This is a genomic window from Kordiimonas gwangyangensis DSM 19435 = JCM 12864 (genome assembly GCF_000375545.1).
GTDB lineage: Bacteria > Pseudomonadota > Alphaproteobacteria > Sphingomonadales > Kordiimonadaceae > Kordiimonas > Kordiimonas gwangyangensis.
On the sequence record NZ_AQXF01000004.1, the window covers coordinates 157966 to 174716 of the forward strand.

14 protein-coding genes are annotated in these 16751 nt (G+C 59.7%); 8 read left to right on the plus strand and 6 right to left on the minus strand.

Annotated features, from left to right (window positions below; genetic code table 11):
- Positions 1-76: 76 nt before the first annotated feature.
- Genes B150_RS20860 through B150_RS0112295 form a run of 3 tightly spaced genes read right to left on the minus strand, consistent with a single transcriptional unit; the run spans position 77 to position 3073 of the window.
- Complete coding sequence (locus B150_RS20860) at positions 77-727, minus strand: 3-keto-disaccharide hydrolase (RefSeq protein ID WP_020400232.1); 651 nt, start codon at positions 725-727, stop codon at positions 77-79.
- A 1-nt stretch (position 728) separates the two neighbouring features.
- Positions 729-1358: a gluconate 2-dehydrogenase subunit 3 family protein gene (locus B150_RS0112290; protein WP_020400233.1), complete on the minus strand. Its 630-nt coding sequence runs from the start codon at positions 1356-1358 to the stop codon at positions 729-731.
- Positions 1358-3073 (minus strand): GMC family oxidoreductase, encoded by a 1716-nt coding sequence (locus tag B150_RS0112295; protein ID WP_020400234.1) that lies wholly within the window; start codon positions 3071-3073, stop codon positions 1358-1360. The genes B150_RS0112290 and B150_RS0112295 overlap by 1 nt, the downstream gene beginning before the upstream one ends.
- Before the next feature lie 323 nt (positions 3074-3396).
- Between B150_RS0112295 and B150_RS0112300 the strand changes: the two genes are divergently transcribed.
- The 6 genes from B150_RS0112300 to gabT all read left to right on the plus strand — a co-directional run bounded on the left by B150_RS0112300 (position 3397) and on the right by gabT (position 10393).
- Complete coding sequence (locus B150_RS0112300; RefSeq protein WP_020400235.1) at positions 3397-4065, plus strand: peroxiredoxin; 669 nt, start codon at positions 3397-3399, stop codon at positions 4063-4065.
- Positions 4058-4480: an ArsR/SmtB family transcription factor gene (locus B150_RS20865; RefSeq protein WP_020400236.1), complete on the plus strand. Its 423-nt coding sequence runs from the start codon at positions 4058-4060 to the stop codon at positions 4478-4480. The genes B150_RS0112300 and B150_RS20865 overlap by 8 nt, the downstream gene beginning before the upstream one ends.
- A 50-nt stretch (positions 4481-4530) precedes the next feature.
- Positions 4531-5394 carry an MBL fold metallo-hydrolase gene (locus B150_RS0112310; protein WP_020400237.1) on the plus strand — a complete coding sequence of 288 codons (864 nt, stop codon included), beginning with the start codon at positions 4531-4533 and terminating at the stop codon, positions 5392-5394.
- Positions 5395-5428: 34 nt separating this feature from the next.
- The gene (locus B150_RS0112315) at positions 5429-7183 is read left to right on the plus strand and encodes a bifunctional protein tyrosine phosphatase family protein/NAD(P)/FAD-dependent oxidoreductase (RefSeq protein WP_020400238.1); all 1755 of its coding nucleotides are present in this window, start codon (positions 5429-5431) and stop codon (positions 7181-7183) included.
- Between the two features lie 19 nt (positions 7184-7202).
- Positions 7203-8921 (plus strand): SulP family inorganic anion transporter, encoded by a 1719-nt coding sequence (locus B150_RS0112320; RefSeq protein ID WP_020400239.1) that lies wholly within the window; start codon positions 7203-7205, stop codon positions 8919-8921.
- 164 nt (positions 8922-9085) lie between these two features.
- A complete protein-coding gene (gene gabT / locus B150_RS0112325) occupies positions 9086-10393 on the plus strand; it encodes a 4-aminobutyrate--2-oxoglutarate transaminase (RefSeq protein WP_020400240.1) in 1308 nt (435 codons plus the stop codon).
- A 181-nt stretch (positions 10394-10574) separates the two neighbouring features.
- On the opposite strand, the gene B150_RS20870 is transcribed toward gabT, so the two are convergent.
- Genes B150_RS20870 through B150_RS0112340 form a run of 3 tightly spaced genes read right to left on the minus strand, consistent with a single transcriptional unit; the run spans position 10575 to position 13315 of the window.
- On the minus strand, positions 10575-11360 hold the full coding sequence (locus B150_RS20870) for an alpha/beta hydrolase (RefSeq protein WP_020400241.1): 786 nt from the start codon (positions 11358-11360) through the stop codon (positions 10575-10577).
- Positions 11361-11420: 60 nt separating this feature from the next.
- Positions 11421-12647: a sensor histidine kinase gene (locus B150_RS0112335; RefSeq protein ID WP_020400242.1), complete on the minus strand. Its 1227-nt coding sequence runs from the start codon at positions 12645-12647 to the stop codon at positions 11421-11423.
- The gene (locus tag B150_RS0112340; RefSeq protein WP_020400243.1) at positions 12644-13315 is read right to left on the minus strand and encodes a response regulator transcription factor; all 672 of its coding nucleotides are present in this window, start codon (positions 13313-13315) and stop codon (positions 12644-12646) included. The genes B150_RS0112335 and B150_RS0112340 overlap by 4 nt, the downstream gene beginning before the upstream one ends.
- 133 nt (positions 13316-13448) lie before the next feature.
- On the opposite strand from B150_RS0112340, the gene B150_RS0112345 reads away from it, so the two are divergent.
- Together B150_RS0112345 and B150_RS20875 are read left to right on the plus strand one after the other, a co-directional pair.
- Entirely contained in the window at positions 13449-14108 is a 660-nt protein-coding gene (locus B150_RS0112345; RefSeq protein ID WP_020400244.1) for an ABC transporter ATP-binding protein, read from the plus strand.
- Positions 14105-16582 carry an ABC transporter permease gene (locus tag B150_RS20875; protein ID WP_020400245.1) on the plus strand — a complete coding sequence of 826 codons (2478 nt, stop codon included), beginning with the start codon at positions 14105-14107 and terminating at the stop codon, positions 16580-16582. Before B150_RS0112345 ends, B150_RS20875 begins: the two co-directional genes overlap by 4 nt.
- The last annotated feature ends 169 nt before the right edge of the window (positions 16583-16751 follow it).

The following is a 16751-nucleotide window of genomic DNA, read 5'->3' on the forward strand; positions in this document are numbered from 1 at the left end:
GCGATTCAAGGAAGCGGACCCCCAAACCGCAATCTGGCCCACCTCGGACATGCCGGGGTGGGCCGATTTTTGATGATTAGTCGTCAAGCCGCATGATGCGGATATTCCTGAACGTCACCGGGTCGCCGTGGTCCTGCAGCGCCAGGTGGCCTTCGCGCCTGGCGGCGAAAGCTGGCCATTTGCCGAACTTGCTGCCCTTGACCTTCTCATTAAAGCCCGCGGAATCCATGTCGTATTCCACAACTTTGTGGCCATTGAGCCAGTGTTCGACATGGCTTCCGTTCACCACCAGTTTGGAGGTGTTAAATTCACCCACCGGTTTGGTGTAGTCTGCGCTAGGTGCATAAAGCGCGAACAGGGAACCAGCCTGCTCAAGCGGAGGCTCATTGCGGCCCTTGTTGTCCAGCAGCTGGAACTCGGGGCCGGAATAGAACACATAGGGCAGGTCCGCGCGTTCCTGCACGTGGAAGAAGATGCCGCTGTTGCCGCCTTCAGATATTTGCCACTCGAAGGTCAGCACAAAGTTTGTGTAGGTTTCCTTGCTGATAAGGTCGCCTGCCGGTGATGCGACGACCGACAGCGTGTCGCCTTCCGCTTTCCAGCCTTCAGAAATGCCTTCGCCCTGATAGTTGCGCCACTGGCTTGCGTCCAGCAGGGTGCCGTCTTCCTCGGCGCAGGCACTTACGGAGGTGAGGAGCGCCAGGCCGGCGATGAGTCTTTTTTTCATCTTAGATTCCAATCTCTTTCATGCGTGTTTCAAGCATGGCTTTCATCTCGTCGGTCGGGCCGGGGTAATGCTCCAGGGGCACGTTGCCGATGTAGCCGATGTCCTTGAAACCTGCGGGCGTGGTGTAATAGCCGCCCAGCGTGAGGGTGCGGAACCGGTCGAAAAACTTGTAGTTTGCGTTCCCGGCCTTCGCAATTTCAGCCATTATTTTGGTCTGGTTTTCCGCCGGCGTTTCAACATAACCAGCGCCGAACCGGCTTTTGGAAACGGCATCAATCCAGTCGAGGCCACCCAGAACGATTTTTTTGTCTTTCTGGGTCTGCTCATAGGGGCTTGATACCCACTCATTGATGAAATCCGGCACACCAATCTGGCTCGGGCTCGGGTGCGGCGGCTCTTCCGGCAGGATGATGTCGGTCATCACAGCTGCAACCTGAAGCTGGCGGTTGGTCATGATGCGTTCCCACGGTGCTGTGGGGTTCAGCATGTCTGGGTCGGTGCCATAACCGTTTGGCGTTTTCACATAAGTGGCGGCGCGCACCATTTTGGGTGCTGCAAGCGTGGTGGCTGCCGCGGCCGAAAGCCACTTGAGCGCCGTGCGGCGATCGATCTTGGATGTGTAGTAGGACATCAGATGTTCCCCTTTCTGGCTTCTTCGGCGAGATGGGTGGCATTCCGCATTGCGAGCGCCATGATGGTGAGCGTGGGGTTCTTGTCAGGGTTTGAGGGCAGCACCGCGCCGTCAAACACAAACAGGTTCTTCACGTCCCAGGACTGGCCCCAGTTGTTGACCACGCTTGTATTCGGGTCATCGCCCATGCGCGCACAGCCAACTTCGTGGATGATCTCGCCGCCCTTGGCAATGGCGTCACGGCCATCAGTGTCGCCGCCCCATGTAACCTTGCCGCCAAGCCGGTCGATCAGTTCTACGAAGGTCTGGCGCATGTGGCTGGCCTGGTTGATTTCGTGGTCTGCCCACTTCCAGTGGAACCGCAGAACGGGAATGCCGAACCGGTCTTTCACCTCCGGGTCCAGCTCCGCATAGCAGTCGTCATTGGGGATCATCTCACCGCGGCCCGCGAGGTAAACCTCGGTACCATAGTGGCGGCGCATTTCCTCGCGCAGGCCTTTGCCAAAAGGCGCAGATCCATATTTTGCGAGGCCCGCAACCCCCATGCCGGGCATGCGTTGACCGCCGCCAACCTCAATATGGTAGCCGCGCGGGAACGGCAGTTCGCCGCGCGCCTGCTGGCCATAGCCCCACCACGGCACATAGATGTGGGCGTTGGACATGCCATCGTCGTTCCGAGGTGGCATGCCTTCAAGCATCGGGATATGCCCGCCGGTGGATGCGCCTACGGTGTCCATCAGGTATTTGCCCACGGTCCCGCTTGAGTTGGCGAGGCCATCGGTATGCCGTCCGTTTTTGGAGTTGAGCAGGATGCGCGCACTTTCAGCAGCACTGGCCGCCAGCACAACCGCGCGGGCTTTCACATGTTTGTGCTCCCCGGTCTTGCGGTCGATGTAGGTGACACCCTCGGCCTTGTCGCCCTTGCCCATATCAACGGTATAGACCATGGCGTCGGTGATGATATCCAGATTGCCGGTTTCAAGCGCCGGTGGGATCAGCACCGTTGTGGTCTGGAACATCGCCTTGATCGAACAGCCGCGCCCGCACGAGGTCGCGTAAAAACAGGCCTGTCGGCCGTTCATCGGTTTCTGGATGATGGCCGCGCGCATGGGGGCGACGGGAATGCCCATACTTTCAAACCCGCGTGCGAGCATGATCTCATGCAGGCGGCGGTTCGGCGTTTCATGTAGGATGCCCGGCGGGCTGTCGGGCGTGTTCTCAAGGTTCGCGCCGTGGAACTCACCGCCGCCGGTGACGCCCACAATCTCCTCCGTCTTGTCGTACCAGGGGGCCAGTTCCTCATAGGTCATCGGCCAGTCAACACCGAGGCCATCACGGCTGTAGGGCTTGAAATCATATTCTCCGAAGCGTAGCGAGATCCGGCCCCAGTGGTTGGTGCGGCCGCCCAGCATGCGCGGGCGCCACCACATGAACTCTTCCTTGCCGGGTGCAGTGGTATAGGGCTCGCCCGGTACGGTCCAGCCGCCATCAACGGTAGCGTCATAATAGCCGAACGGCTTGTCGGGCGTGGACACGCCGCGGAGGGGCGCCTCATCGTTCGTATTGAACATGGGCGTCTCTTCTTCAGGCTTATAGTCGCGGCCCGCTTCCAGCATCAGGACCTTCAGGCCCTTTTTCGCCAGAATATAAGCGCTCATGCCGCCGCCAGCGCCCGACCCGACGATGACAACATCATAAGGTGTGGATTGTTTCACGGATGCTCCCCTTCTTCCCGTCGCACTCGGCGGCTCCCCGCCAGCACGTGATGCGCTAAAAATGTAACCGGTTACATAAGCCCTTGTCAATCAACTGAACGATACAGGCTTCAGGGCGCATTGTCTGCAGTGTGGTCGATGCGCGAGTCGCGGCAGTTTCACAGTTTCTCAATTGAGGGGCATGGTTTTATGTGTTGCGCCCGGATTGTGAAAAACCTTTCCAAACATACGTTTGCAGGAACAATAACCTTGACTTTCAGTTTTATTATACAATTTACAAAAATGTATTATATTGAAGTGTAATTGAAATTGGAGTGATATATATGGCCAGCTTTGAGCATTCAGAAAACCCCGTCGCAGGTCGTGCCTTGCGCCTCAATGACCCGGCGCCTGTGTTTGTGGCGCGTACCACCATGGGGGTGCGCAGCCTTACCGACTACCGGGGTAAATGGCTGGTCCTCTTTTCGCACCCTGCTGACTTCACCCCCGTATGCACTACCGAATTCATCGCGCTTGAAAAGGCGGCGGATAAATTCCGCGCGCTTGGCTGTGAGCTTCTCGGCCTGTCGGCGGATAGTATCTATTCCCACCTCGCCTGGGTACAGAATATCGAGGAACGTTTTGGTGTCACCATCAGCTTCCCGATTATCGAGGATCTCTCGCTCTCGATCGCGGAAGCTTACGGCATGATTGACGAAACCTCGGTCAGCACGGCAACGGTGCGGTCCGTCTTTTTCATCGACCCCGAGGGCATCGTGCGCGCGCAGGTGCATTACCCCGCCACTGTTGGCCGATCGGTGGATGAACTTCTGCGGGTGCTGACCGCCCTGCGCGCTACCGAGGTGGGTGATGTGGCTGCGCCCGAAGGCTGGCGCCCTGAAGGCACGCTTCTGAAGGCACCACCAACCACCATGGATGAAGTGCGTGCGCGCCTTGGTGCAAATGGCGGGGCGTCACAAGACTGGTATTTTGCGGAGGCTGACCGTGGCTGATGGCAACACCGATATCGTACGCGCAAAAGCGACCGAAGTTGCGGGGCTGATGAAGACACTGTCGCACCCCAACCGGTTGCTGATCGCTTGCGAGCTGATGAAAGGCGAACTGTCGGTCAGCGACATTGAGGCAGGCAGCGGCGTGCGGCAGCCGGTGCTCTCGCGCGAATTGGCGCGGCTGCGCGACGAAGACCTTGTTGAAACGCGACGTGAATCAAAGGCGATTTTTTATAGCCTCAAGGATGGCCGGCTCAAGCAGCTGATGGAAGTGCTTTGCCTCGCGTTTGGCGGGATGGCCGCCTCGGGCTTGCCGCCGCGTCCCGCCATGGCCCCAAGCACGCCCGGCTACCCGACCATTGACGGCCAGCGCGCCGCCCGTGTGCGCCTGAGGCCTGACCCTTACCGCAAAGACTAAAACACAAAAAAGCGGCCATAAGTGCCGCCCTACCGGGACTGGAGAAAGAGATGAAACCGACTGTTACAAAGTTCTTCGATGAACCAACCAACACCTTCAGCTATGTGGTGACCGACCCCGCGACCAAGCAGTGTGCGATCATCGATTCCGTGCTTGAATATGCGCCGAACTCGGGCCGTACCAGCAAGGTTGGCGCGGATGCGATCATCGCGTTTGTGCGCGCGGAAGGTCTGAGCGTTGAGTGGATCCTTGAAACCCACGTGCACGCCGACCACCTGTCCGCCGCGCCCTACCTGCAGCAGCAACTGGGCGGCAAACTTGCGATCGGTAGCCACATCACCACCGTGCAAAATGTGTTCGGCAAGCTTTTTAACGCAGGGCACGAGTTCGCCCGCGACGGCAGCCAGTTTGATGTGCTGTTCGAGGATGGGGATGAGTTTGCCATCGGCACCATTCAGGCCAAGGCGATCCATACCCCCGGCCATACCCCGGCCTGCATGACCTATGTCATCGGCGACGCAGGCTTTGTGGGCGACACGCTGTTCATGCCTGACTATGGCACAGCACGCTGCGACTTCCCCGGTGGTGACGCCAATACACTCTATCAGTCCGTACAGAAGATTTTTGCCCTGCCGGATGAGACCCGTCTTTTCATGTGCCACGACTACAAGGCGCCCGGCCGCGACACCTATGAGTGGGAGACCACCGTGGGCGAGGAGCGCCGCAAGAATATTCATGTGCATGAAGGCACAACCGCCGAAGAGTTTGTTGAGATGCGCACCAAACGGGATGCCACGCTCGACATGCCGCGCCTGATCCTGCCGTCCGTGCAGGTGAACATGCGCGCGGGCCAGATGCCGCCCGCTGAGGATAACGGCATGCGCTACCTCAAAATCCCGCTCGACGCGATCTGACGCGCCGCCCGTCGCGAAGAGAAAGGAATTCATGATGGATATCAGGAAAGTCACTCCGGCGCTGTCGGTCTCGCCGCAAGTATCGGTGCAGGATATCGCTGCACTTCAGGGCCTTGGTTTCAAGGGGCTGATCAACGTACGGCCTGACGGTGAGGAAGACGGTCAGCCCACCTCGGCCGAAATGGAAGCGGCGGCGGCCGCAAGTGGCCTTGCCTATGTGCATATTCCCGTTGTCTCCGGCAAGATGACCGACGCGGATATTGAGGCTTTCAGACAGGCGCGCTCCACCATGCTGGGGCCTGTGCTTTCCTTCTGCCGCACGGGTACGCGCGCCATAACCCTGTGGGCGATCACACAGGCGCCCACGCTCTCAAATGAGGCGATCATCGCCACAGCGGCAGACGCGGGCTATGACCTTGCCGGCAAAGCCGCAGACCTTGATGCCCGCCGCGTGAGTGCCGCCCAGGCGCATGAGAAACCGTCAGCACCACAGGCTGCCGCGCATACCTATGATGTGGTTATTGTGGGCGGTGGTGCGGGTGGCCTTGCGGCGGCGGCGAGCCTCCTGAAGCGCCGCCCCGGCCTTGACATCGCGGTGATTGAGCCCCGCGAAACGCACTATTATCAGCCCGGCTGGACGCTGGTGGGCGGCGGCGTATTCTCCCGCGACCAGACCAAACGCGCCATGGCCAAGGTCATGCCGAAGGGTGTGAAATGGCTTCGCGCCGCTGCCGCCGGTTTCGCGCCCGAGCGCAACAGTGTCATCCTCGAAAGCGGGGATGAGGTTCGCTACCGCGCGCTAGTGGTGGCGCCGGGCCTCAAGCTTCTGTGGGACAAGGTGGCGGGCCTCAAGGACACCTTGGGCAAAAACGGTGTCACCTCCAACTATATGTTCGATATGGCCCCCTATACTTGGGACCTGGTGAAATCCCTCAAGGGTGGGAAGGCGCTTTTCACCCAGCCGCCCATGCCGATCAAATGTGCGGGCGCACCGCAAAAGGCCATGTATCTGGCGTGCGACCACTGGGCCCGCACTGGCCAGCTTGATGGCATTGATGTCGCCTTCCATACCGCAGGCGGCGCGCTTTTTGGTGTTGCCGACTATGTGCCCGCATTGATGGGTTATGTGGAAAAATACGGCGCCAAGCTCAATATGCTTGAGAATCTCATCGCGGTGGACGGTGAGCGCAAGGTCGCAACCTTTGATGTGACGGACGCGAACGGCAACACCGAGAAGGTGGAACGCCCGTTCGACATGATCCACGTGTGCCCGCCGCAAGGGCCGCTCGATTTTATCCACACCTCGCCGCTTGCGAATGAGGCTGGCTGGGTTGATGTGAATGCGGAAACCCTGCAGCACACCAGATACGGCAATGTGTTTGGCATCGGTGACGGCACCAGCGCGCCCAACGCCAAAACCGCGGCCGCTGTGCGCAAGCAGGCGCCGGTGGTGGCGACCAATGTGCTCTCGGTACTTGAAGGCAAACAGTCGGCGGCGATTTATGCGGGCTATGGTTCCTGCCCGCTGACGGTTGAGCGCGGCAAGGTGGTGCTGGCCGAGTTCGGCTATGGGGGCGTGCTGCAGCCAACTTTCCCCAAATGGCTTGTGAACGGCACCAAACCCTCTGCCCTTGCATGGTTTTTGAAAGAGAAGCTCATGCCCGCACTTTATTTCGACCTCATGCTCAAAGGGCATGAGTGGCTCGCCAAGCCTGAAATCATTTCCCACAAGCCTGTGCTGCATGAAGCGCAGGAAGCGTGTGATTTTTCTGAAACCAAAGCCAGCTAGGCCAAGCGGAATAACTGTCATGGGGCTTGCAGCGCAGCTTTCCCGCTTTCTCCCCTGCCTTGAATGGGGCAGGGGCTACACCCGCGAAACCCTCGTAAGCGACGTGACGGCGGCGGTGATTGTCACCATCATGCTGATCCCGCAGTCGCTTGCCTACGCCATGCTGGCAGGCCTGCCGCCCGAGGTGGGGCTATACGCCAGCATGATGCCGCTTGTGCTGTATGCCGTCTTTGGCACCAGTCGTACGCTGGCTGTAGGGCCGGTGGCCGTGGCGTCGCTCATGTCCGCGGCGGCGGTGGGGGCTGTGGTGAAGCAGGGCACAACCGGCTATGTGGAAGCCTCAATTCTGCTCGCGCTCCTTTCTGCTGCATGGCTGTTGCTGATGGGGTTTTTCAGGCTCGGTTTCCTTGCCAATTTCCTCAGCCATCCGGTCATATCCGGTTTTATTTCTGCGTCCGGTATCCTGATTGCGGTTAGCCAGCTGAAACATGTGCTGGGCGTGAAGGCGTCCGGCCATACCTTGCCGGAGGTTGTCTCCTCGCTTGGTGCAAACCTGCAGGACGCCAATGGCTATACGCTTCTTATCGGCGCATCATGCCTTGCCTTCCTGTGGTTTGTGCGGCTGCGCCTCGGCAAGCTGCTGGCATCCCTCGGTGTGCCCAAAGGGATGGCGGGTTTCATCGTCAAGGCAGGGCCGGTGTTGACCGTCATCGTGACCATCTTGGTCACCAGTCTGTGGCAGCTTGACCGCGAGGGTGTCGCGATTGTTGGCGCGGTGCCTGCGGGTCTGCCGGCATTCACTTTCAACCTGCCTGGCCTTGAGCTTGTGAAAACCTTGCTGCTGCCCGCCTTCCTCATCAGTGTCATCGGTTTTGTGGAATCGGTCTCGGTCGCCCAAACCCTTGCCGCCAAACGCCGTCAGCGCATTGACCCCAATCAGGAGCTGATTGCGCTAGGCGCGGCCAACTTGGGCTCGGGCCTGTCGGGCGGGTATGTGGTCACCGGCGGCTTTGCACGTTCTGTGGTCAATTTTGATGCTGGGGCGCAAACGCCAGCGGCGGGTGTGTTCACAGCGGTTGGCATGGCGGTGGCGACGCTCTTTCTCACGCCGCTCATTCATTACCTGCCCAAGGCAACGCTGGCGGCTACCATCATCGTGGCTGTGCTCGCGCTCGTTGATTTTCGCATGATGCGGGAAATCTGGGTCTACTCGAAGCAGGACTTTCTTGCGATGGCGGCCACAGTGGCGCTCACCCTTGGTGTGAGTGTTGAGGTCGGCGTGGCGTCGGGGGTCATCCTGTCCGTGTTGCTGCATCTCTATAAAAGCAGTCGCCCGCACTGTGCCGTTGTTGGCCTCGTGCCGGGGACGGAGCATTTCCGCAATATCCTCAGGCATGAGGTTGAAACCTGCGAGACCATCGTGACCCTGCGCATTGATGAAAGCCTCTATTTCGCCAATGCCCGCTTCCTTGAGGACAAGGTCTATAGCCTTCTGGCCGCCAATGCGAAGCTCAAACATGTGGTGCTCATGTGCCCGGCGGTGAATGAGATTGACGCCAGCGCGCTTGAAAGTCTTGAGGCCATCAATCACCGTCTTGCCTCAGCCGGGGTGAAGTTTCACCTCAGCGAAGTGAAGGGGCCGGTGATGGACAGGCTGAAGCGTTCGCACTTCCTTGAAGCCCTGAGCGGGCAGGTTTTCCTCAGTCAGTATCAGGCCTACCGGACACTGGCGTCTTAAAGTGATTTTAGTTGCACCTCGGCTCCCGTTCCCCATGGCGGCGCCGTATGGATATGGTATGATAAAGGCCATGCGCGCGCCGCTTTTGGGGCTTGGAAAACCCACCCCGGCGCGGCGGCATGACAATCAGAAATCAAAACGTGGCTCACAGGAGGGCCTCCCCAATGCTGAATGAAGCGAAAAAACCAGTTGCCGTGACCCCCACGAACGCCGAGCTTTGGGCGCGGCGGGAGCAGGCCGTGCCGCGCGGTGTGGGCAGCATGCACCAGCGCTTCTCCGCGCATGCCGAGAATGCGGAAATCTGGGACGTTGAGGGCAAGCGCTATATCGACTTCGCGACCGGTATTGCGGTGACGAACACCGGCCATGGTGACCCGCGTATTGTGGCGGCAGTGAAAGCGCAGATCGATGCTTTCTCCCACACCTGTTTCCAGGTCACACCGTATGAAAGCTATATCACGCTGGCGGAGCGGCTGAACGCACTCGCCCCCGGTGATACGCCGAAGAAAACCATTTTCCTCACCACGGGGGCCGAGGCGGTTGAGAATGCGGTCAAGATCGCGCGGGCGGCCACGGGGCGCTACGGCATCATCGCCTTCAAGGGCGGCTTCCATGGCCGCACCATGATGGGCATGGCGCTTACGGGTAAAGTCGCGCCCTATAAGGCTGGCTTTGGCCCGTTCCCACAAGGCATCTACCATGTGCCCTATCCGGTGCCGTACCACGGTGTGACAGAAGAGATGGCGCTTGAAGGCATCGCTGACCTCTTTAAGGCTGACATCGCACCCACAGACGTTGCCGCCATCATTCTTGAACCCGTGCAGGGCGAGGGTGGTTTTTATGCCGCCTCGCCTGCTTTCATGAAAGCGCTGCGTGAGCTCTGTGACCAGCACGGCATCCTCTTGATCTGTGATGAAATCCAGTCCGGCTTCGCCCGTACGGGCCGCCTGTTCGCGACCGAGCATTCGGGTGTGGAGCCTGACCTCATGACCATCGCCAAAGCCATGGCGGGTGGTTTCCCCATCTCGGGCGTGATCGGCAAGGCTGACGTGATGGATGCGGCTGCACCGGGTGGGCTTGGCGGCACCTATGGTGGCTCCCCGCTCGGCTGCACCGCAGGCCTCACGGTGCTGGATATCATCGAGGAAGATGACCTCTGCACGCGTGCGCACACGATCGGCACACTCTTCGCACAGCGGCTTGAGGCGATGAAGGCTGCAGGCGCCAGCGAAATTGGCGATATCCGCGCCCTTGGTGCGATGATTGCGATCGAGATTGTCAAGGACGGTAACGCAGACGAACCGGACCCTGCGCGTACCACCGAGATTGTCAAAAAAGCCGCAGAAGCGGGGCTTATCCTGCTCTCCTGCGGTATTCGCGGTAACGTCATCCGCTTCCTGCCAGCGCTCACTGCGTCAGACGAAATCCTCCACGAAGGGCTCGATATCCTCGAGGCTGTTTTGAAAGGGTGATCATCAGGACAGCGCTGTGTAGGTGACCGGCCAGAAGAGAAACTTTGCGAGAGCAAAATATTCTCGGCCGGTGAGGCTCTGGTGTCCTTGCGGGGTCAAGCTTGTGGGGCCGAATAAGGCCCCACAAGCGATCTGTTTCCGGCGCAGTGTTCTGGTCTCAGCAGCGTCGTATCTTCCCAGCCTACTGGGTGATCTGGTCCAGCCAGCTTTCAACAGTGCCCACATAGGTATCGGGCAGCACATGTTTGCTATCGAAATAGTGGACATCGGGCTTGCGACCCGCGGCGGCTACGAGGTCGGCATTTTGCGATTTGGTGGAATATTCATCCTTGTTTGCCATCAACAGAAGCCATGGCACCGTCACCTTGGGGGCATGGCTGATGGGTGAAACCGCAGGCACGTTGTGCACCGCTGGCGGCACCATGGTCACCAGGTGGGTCACGCGGGCATCTTCGGCGGCCAGAAGTGTTGCCATCTGCGCGCCCATGCTATAGCCCACCACCAACACGCGAGAGGTATCCGGATAGTTTTTGAACGTCCTGTCGAGTATGAAGCGGTAATCCGCCACTGTTTGCAGGATCATGGCCTCATAGCCAGCGCTATCCCCCTTGCGGGCATTCTTCACGTGCTCGATCGGCTTCACATCGACGATGCGGGCCCCATGGAACCGGGCATCGAGTGCAAGCACCCGGTAACCGCGCTCGATCAGTTCCGCCGTGATGTCGTCCCCATGCATGCCGTTGTCGTCCGCCAGCCAATAGAGGCTCGAGCCCATCAGACCATGCATCAGCACCGCGAGCGGCGCATCCTTGGGCGTTTCTGCGGACTGGTAAATAAAGCCGGTAATGCGGTTGCCGTCCGGCGCGTCATAGCCGAACTGCTGCACAAATGTGGTGGCAAGCCCGGCTGTTGTTGCTGTCGTGATCGCCAGGAAAAGGGCGAAGGTTTTTATCATTGTTAGTTTCATGAGAAGTCTCCTTTGCTGAGGAGCTTCTAGCAACGTCAATGTCAAACCATCGTCAAACCATCAGGACCATGTGAGTGTCGCGCTGGTGCCGCCGCCCTCGCGCGGCGCAACATCAAAGCTGATGCCAAAATGGCCGCACAGGCGGGAGACAAGGGCGAGCCCGACACCAAAGCCTTCACGCCCCGGGTCTGCCTTGCCAAAGCCGACGCCGGTGTCGCTGATCTCCAGCCTGCCGTCGGCCCCCAGCACGGCAATCTCGCCCTCATCGGTATAAGACAGTGCGTTCCTGAGGATATTGCCCACGATGACATGCGCTACGGCTTCCGGTACCGGCATCACCACGCCTTTGCAATCAAGGCGTACAGTCACCGGCCTGTCGCCCACCAGTTGGCCGTAGGCATGGATGCTGCTGGCACAAACAGCTGTGAGGTCACACGCCTGCACGCGGCTCGCGTCGCGGCCGAGCCACAGGATACCCTCCGTCAATTGCTGCATGTCCTTGACTGCGGCTTTCAGGCGTTGCAGCGCCCGGTTTTCACCACTGGCTTTCTCCTCAAGGACTTCTGCAGCGCCGTAGGCCACGGCAAGGGGGGTGCGTAGTTCGTGGCTCACATCTCGGTTGAACTGGCTCTCCCGTGCGATCAACTCGCTGATACGGGTTTCCCTGTCCTCAAGTGCGCGGGCCAGCAGCTTAAGCTCACGCGGTGCACTCTCGGGGATACTCAAGCGGCCTGCCACACTGTCCCCGTCACTGAGGATATCCGCCATATGCTCAAGCGGTGCCGATACTTTGCGGCTCATGCGCGCCAGAAAGAAAAGCGAGATCAAAATGCCGAGTATCGCCATACCGCCGATTACCATCAGGAACCCCTTGATCTGGGGTGTGGACTGGATGAAACGCCGGGCGTTGAAAAAAACATAAAGCTTGCGACCGTCCGCGAGCGTGCGAACAACCGCATGAAAATGGCCATGTTCCTCGCCGAAAACTTCAAACACGCCGTAGCGCTCGCCTCGCTCCACTTCCGTGCGCAACCAGTCCGGCATGGCGTCGGTGCCGATATAATAGGTCATATCCAGCGCTTTCAGCGTACCGCTGGTAGCGCCAGTGGCAGGGTTTTCGGCTACAAAGGCGTCTGCCGCTTCACGCACCTGTAGCTCGAAAATATCGTCCTCGAGCGAGAAGCCGAAAATCACAACCATCGCCGTGAAAATGCTGAAACTGGTGACCATAGCCCCGATAAAAAGGCGCATGATCATGCTGCGCACACGGCGCGCGGGACGGGTCATGGCATTATCTCCAGCGCGTAGCCTTTGCCGCGGCGGGTTTTCAGGACCTCCCCGGCGCCAAGGGATGTGAGCGCCTTGCGAAGGTTATAGATATGGGTGCGAAGGGCGCCGGATTCCGGCGGCTCGTCACGCCACAGCGCATAGCTGATGGTGGCGGAACTCACCACCTCAGGTGCGGCGTCCAGCAGCAGCGTGAGGATGCTGGCCTCCTTTTCATGCAGCACCACGGCATTCTCCGGTCCGGTTACGGTCAGCGTTGCGGCATCGAAGCTGAGGCCCGCAAAAGTCTGCACCGTGTTCTGCCGCGCCTTGGGGCGCCGGGCCAGTGCCTCGATCCGCATTTTAAGCTCACGCAGGGAAAAGGGTTTTACCAGATAGTCATCCGCGCCCGCGTCAAAACCGGCTTCCTTGTCGTCGATGGTGTCACGCGCGGTCAGCATGATGACGGGGGCCTGCAAGCCCGCCGCGCGGCGGTAGGCGCTGCAGACCTCAAGGCCGTTCCGGCCCGGCAGCATCAGGTCAAGCACGATGACGTCATATTCGTTCTCAAGCGCGAGCGCGAGGCCCTGATCGCCGCTATAGGCAAAATCAAGGCTGTAACTGTCTTCCAGATAGTCGGCGATGTTGGCCTGTATATCCAGATTGTCTTCCACGATCAGAATGCGCATGGGGCCCCTTTCCTGTGCGATCAGAAAGCATCGCATACGCAATGTCAAACGGGTGTCAAGCGGGGCGCTCGTCTCATTTCACCTTCATTTGACAAACGCGCAGGCATGATGCGCAAAACGACAGGAGAGGGCCATGAAAACCGCCATTGAGCTTGAAAATATCCGCCACGAATTTGACACCGACAAGGAATGCATCCGCCTATTTGACAATCTGAGCCTGAGCATAGGCAAGGGCCAGTCGCTGGCTATTGTCGGTCCTTCGGGCGCGGGCAAGTCCAGCCTTTTGTCCATCGCGGCAGGGCTTGAGGCACCAACGGGCGGCATGGTGCGTTTCTTCGTGCGGGGCGAGGAAGTTGATGCCCGTACGCTCAGGGCGCACAGCGGTTTCATTTTCCAGCAGTTTCACCTGATGCCGGAACTGGATGCCATCGGCAACCTTGCGCTGCCCCTCCGCCTCAAGGGGCGGCGGGATGCTTTTGATCAGGCGGCAGCATGGCTTGATAAAGTTGGCCTCAAGGACCGTGCCCGTCACCGCCCGCACCAACTGAGCGGCGGTGAACAGCAGCGCATTGCACTGGCCCGTGCCTTCATCTCGAGGCCGGATTTCATCTTTGCGGATGAGCCTACCGGCAACCTTGATGTCCGCACGTCAGAAGGCGTCACCTCGCTGATGTTTGACTGCGCGCGCGAGACCGGCTGCGGCCTTGTGATTGTCACCCACAGCAGCCGCCTGGCGGCACAGGCCGACGAGCGCCTTCATCTCGAAGCTGGCAAGCTGGAGATGGCGGCATGAGCAAGATTCAACTAACCCTTGAGAACAGCCTGAACGACCTGAAAGACGGCGATGGCCGCATCAGCCTCACAACCCAGGCTGCGCTTCTGATGTTCCTGATCACCCTGACACTCACCAGCGCGTCGATCCAGAAATTCCTCGCCACCAACCTTGACCAGATGCTGGGGGCTGACCTTGTGGTGGAAACCCATGCACCCCTTGCTGACACACAGGAGGCAACCCTGCGCGCCATGGCAGACGGTGTGTCTGTAACCGGTCTCTCGGGCATTACCCTGACACACGGTGACGCATGGGCACGGGTGCAGCTCAAGTCGGTTGATGATCACTATCCGCTTGAGGGCACACTCAAGATTGCCGACAGTCCCGGAGCACTTGAGCGCAGCGCAGATAGGGGGCCCAAAGGGGGCGAGATCTGGTTGGGGGCACGCTTGGCCACCAAGTTGCAGGCGCGTGTTGGTGATACGCTCACGATTGCTGACACGCCCCTTAAGGTCTCGGCAATCCTGCTCCATGAACCGGACCGGCTGATGGAAGGCCACAATGTGGACCTGCGGGCCATGGTGCACAGCGGCAGCTTGCGGGCTGAGATGGCCACACGGGGTAAGGACCGCACGCGCTATCTGATCTCCGGCACGCCGACTGCACTTGCGAACGTTGAGGAGTGGGTTGGTGAGACCCTGCCCGCGGCCAGCATCGTCAAGAAACAGGGTGGGCGGCATCCGCTTGCCTCCTTCTGGCAGCGCACGGAAAACTTCCTTGGGCTCGCGAGCGTAATCCTCTTTTTCCTAGGTGCTGTTGCGCTTGATATGACCAACCGCCGCTGGCTGGCGAAAATGCGCTACCGCCTCGCGGTCTATAGTAGTTTTGGCACTCCGCTGGGCACCGGCATTGCCATGGCGATGGGCGGCTGGCTCATCTCGTTCCTGATGGCGGCAGCGGTAGCAACCGCGCTCGCCGCTCTTGCCCATGGTGCCATTGTCGCGAAACTCCAGGCGGTATTTCCGGGCGCGCGAGCCAATTGGGACGCGCTGGCCATACTGAAAACCACCGGGCTGTTGCTCATGCTTCTGATGGCGCTCCAGTTACCCAGTATTCTCAAGCTTGCGCGGTCGTCGCTGTTGTCGCTCATCCGGCACACGGGCGAAGGGCACTATGTCTGGGCGCGCCTTGCTGCTGGCCTGCTCGCCGTATCGCTTCTGGCCGCGGCCTATTCGGACAACTGGCTTTTGACCGGCATGACGCTGGCGGCCATGGGCGTGGCGCTGGTGCTGATGATCGTGCTCACATGGGCCACTGTCCGGCTGGGTGACCTTTGGGGGCGTCGCCGCGCGGGCCTGTTGCCGTTTGCCTTCTTCATCATGCGCCAGCGGCTGTTTGCCAAGTCAGCGCAGGTGATGGGGCTCGGGCTTAGCGGGCTTCTGCTTCTGTTCACGCTGATGCTGATGCGCGACCTTGGCGCCATGATGGAGGGCTACAGCCGCACCCATGACGGCAACCTGATGATTTCCGAAGCACAGGAAAGCCATGTTGCAGCGCTCGTGACCTGGGCGGATGAGAATGGCGCGAAGGTGCTGACGCTCCGTCCCTTTGTTTATGCCAAGCTCCTCACCGTGAATGGCGTGCGCTTGCAGGACTATATGCAAAAGCCCAGTGACAGCATGACAACGCTTCAGGAACCCGTGCGCCTTACCTGGACGGATGAGATGCCGCAAAACAACCGCCTTGCGGGCGGCACCTTCTGGCAAGCAGATGATACGGCATGGCAGCAGATTTCGCTTGAGCAGGAAGTCATGACAGACATGAATTTCAGCTACGGCGACACACTGACCTATCAGATTGGTGACAGGCAGTATGACTTCACGCTGGTGGCAAGCCATGTGTTCCGCGCGGGCAGGGGCTCGATCACTTTCTGGTTCCAGATGCCGGCAACAGCCCGCGCCCATATTGATGCGCCGACCCGCTATATGGGCAGCATGGAACTGCCGGATGCCGCATGGGACAAGCTGGCGGCCCTGTGGCAGCAGAACCCCACCCTCGCGCTCGCGCCGCTCAGGGAGCTGACTGAACGCTTCGACCAGATCCTCGCCATCGTCACGCAGGTCACCAGCGGGTATGCGGGTATGATCCTCCTGCTGGCGCTTTTTGTGCTGGCGGCCAGTGTCAGCGGTTTCCGCGCCGACGACCGCCAGAAAAATGGCCTATTGATGAGCATGGGGCTGAAAGACAGGGATTGCCTGTGGCTGAACTTCCATGACTGGGCCGTCACAGCCCTGATTGCCGCAGTTGGTGCCGTGGGTGGCACCTGGGCCGCGGGGCTGATGATCTATGAGGCGCAGTTCGGCATGACCTATAGGCCGGACCTCATGTGGGTAGCGGGCACAGTGGTGCTGATGGTGGCAAGTGTGTGTGTGGTTGGCTATTTCGCCTGCCGCCAGAGCCTCAAGGTATCGGTGCGCGACCTGCTTGGCGGCTGAGTGTTGCGCTGAAATCCATGACCCCCACGGGCGAAGTTTTGCGAGCAGTAGAAGCAGAAAAGCCTCCCGGTAAACCGGGGGGCTTTTTGTTTGGGAACTTAGGGGAGTGAAACGCCGGGCTCTATCTTTGAGGAAGCAGGGTATCGCTACCCCGCCTAGATGGGGTGAA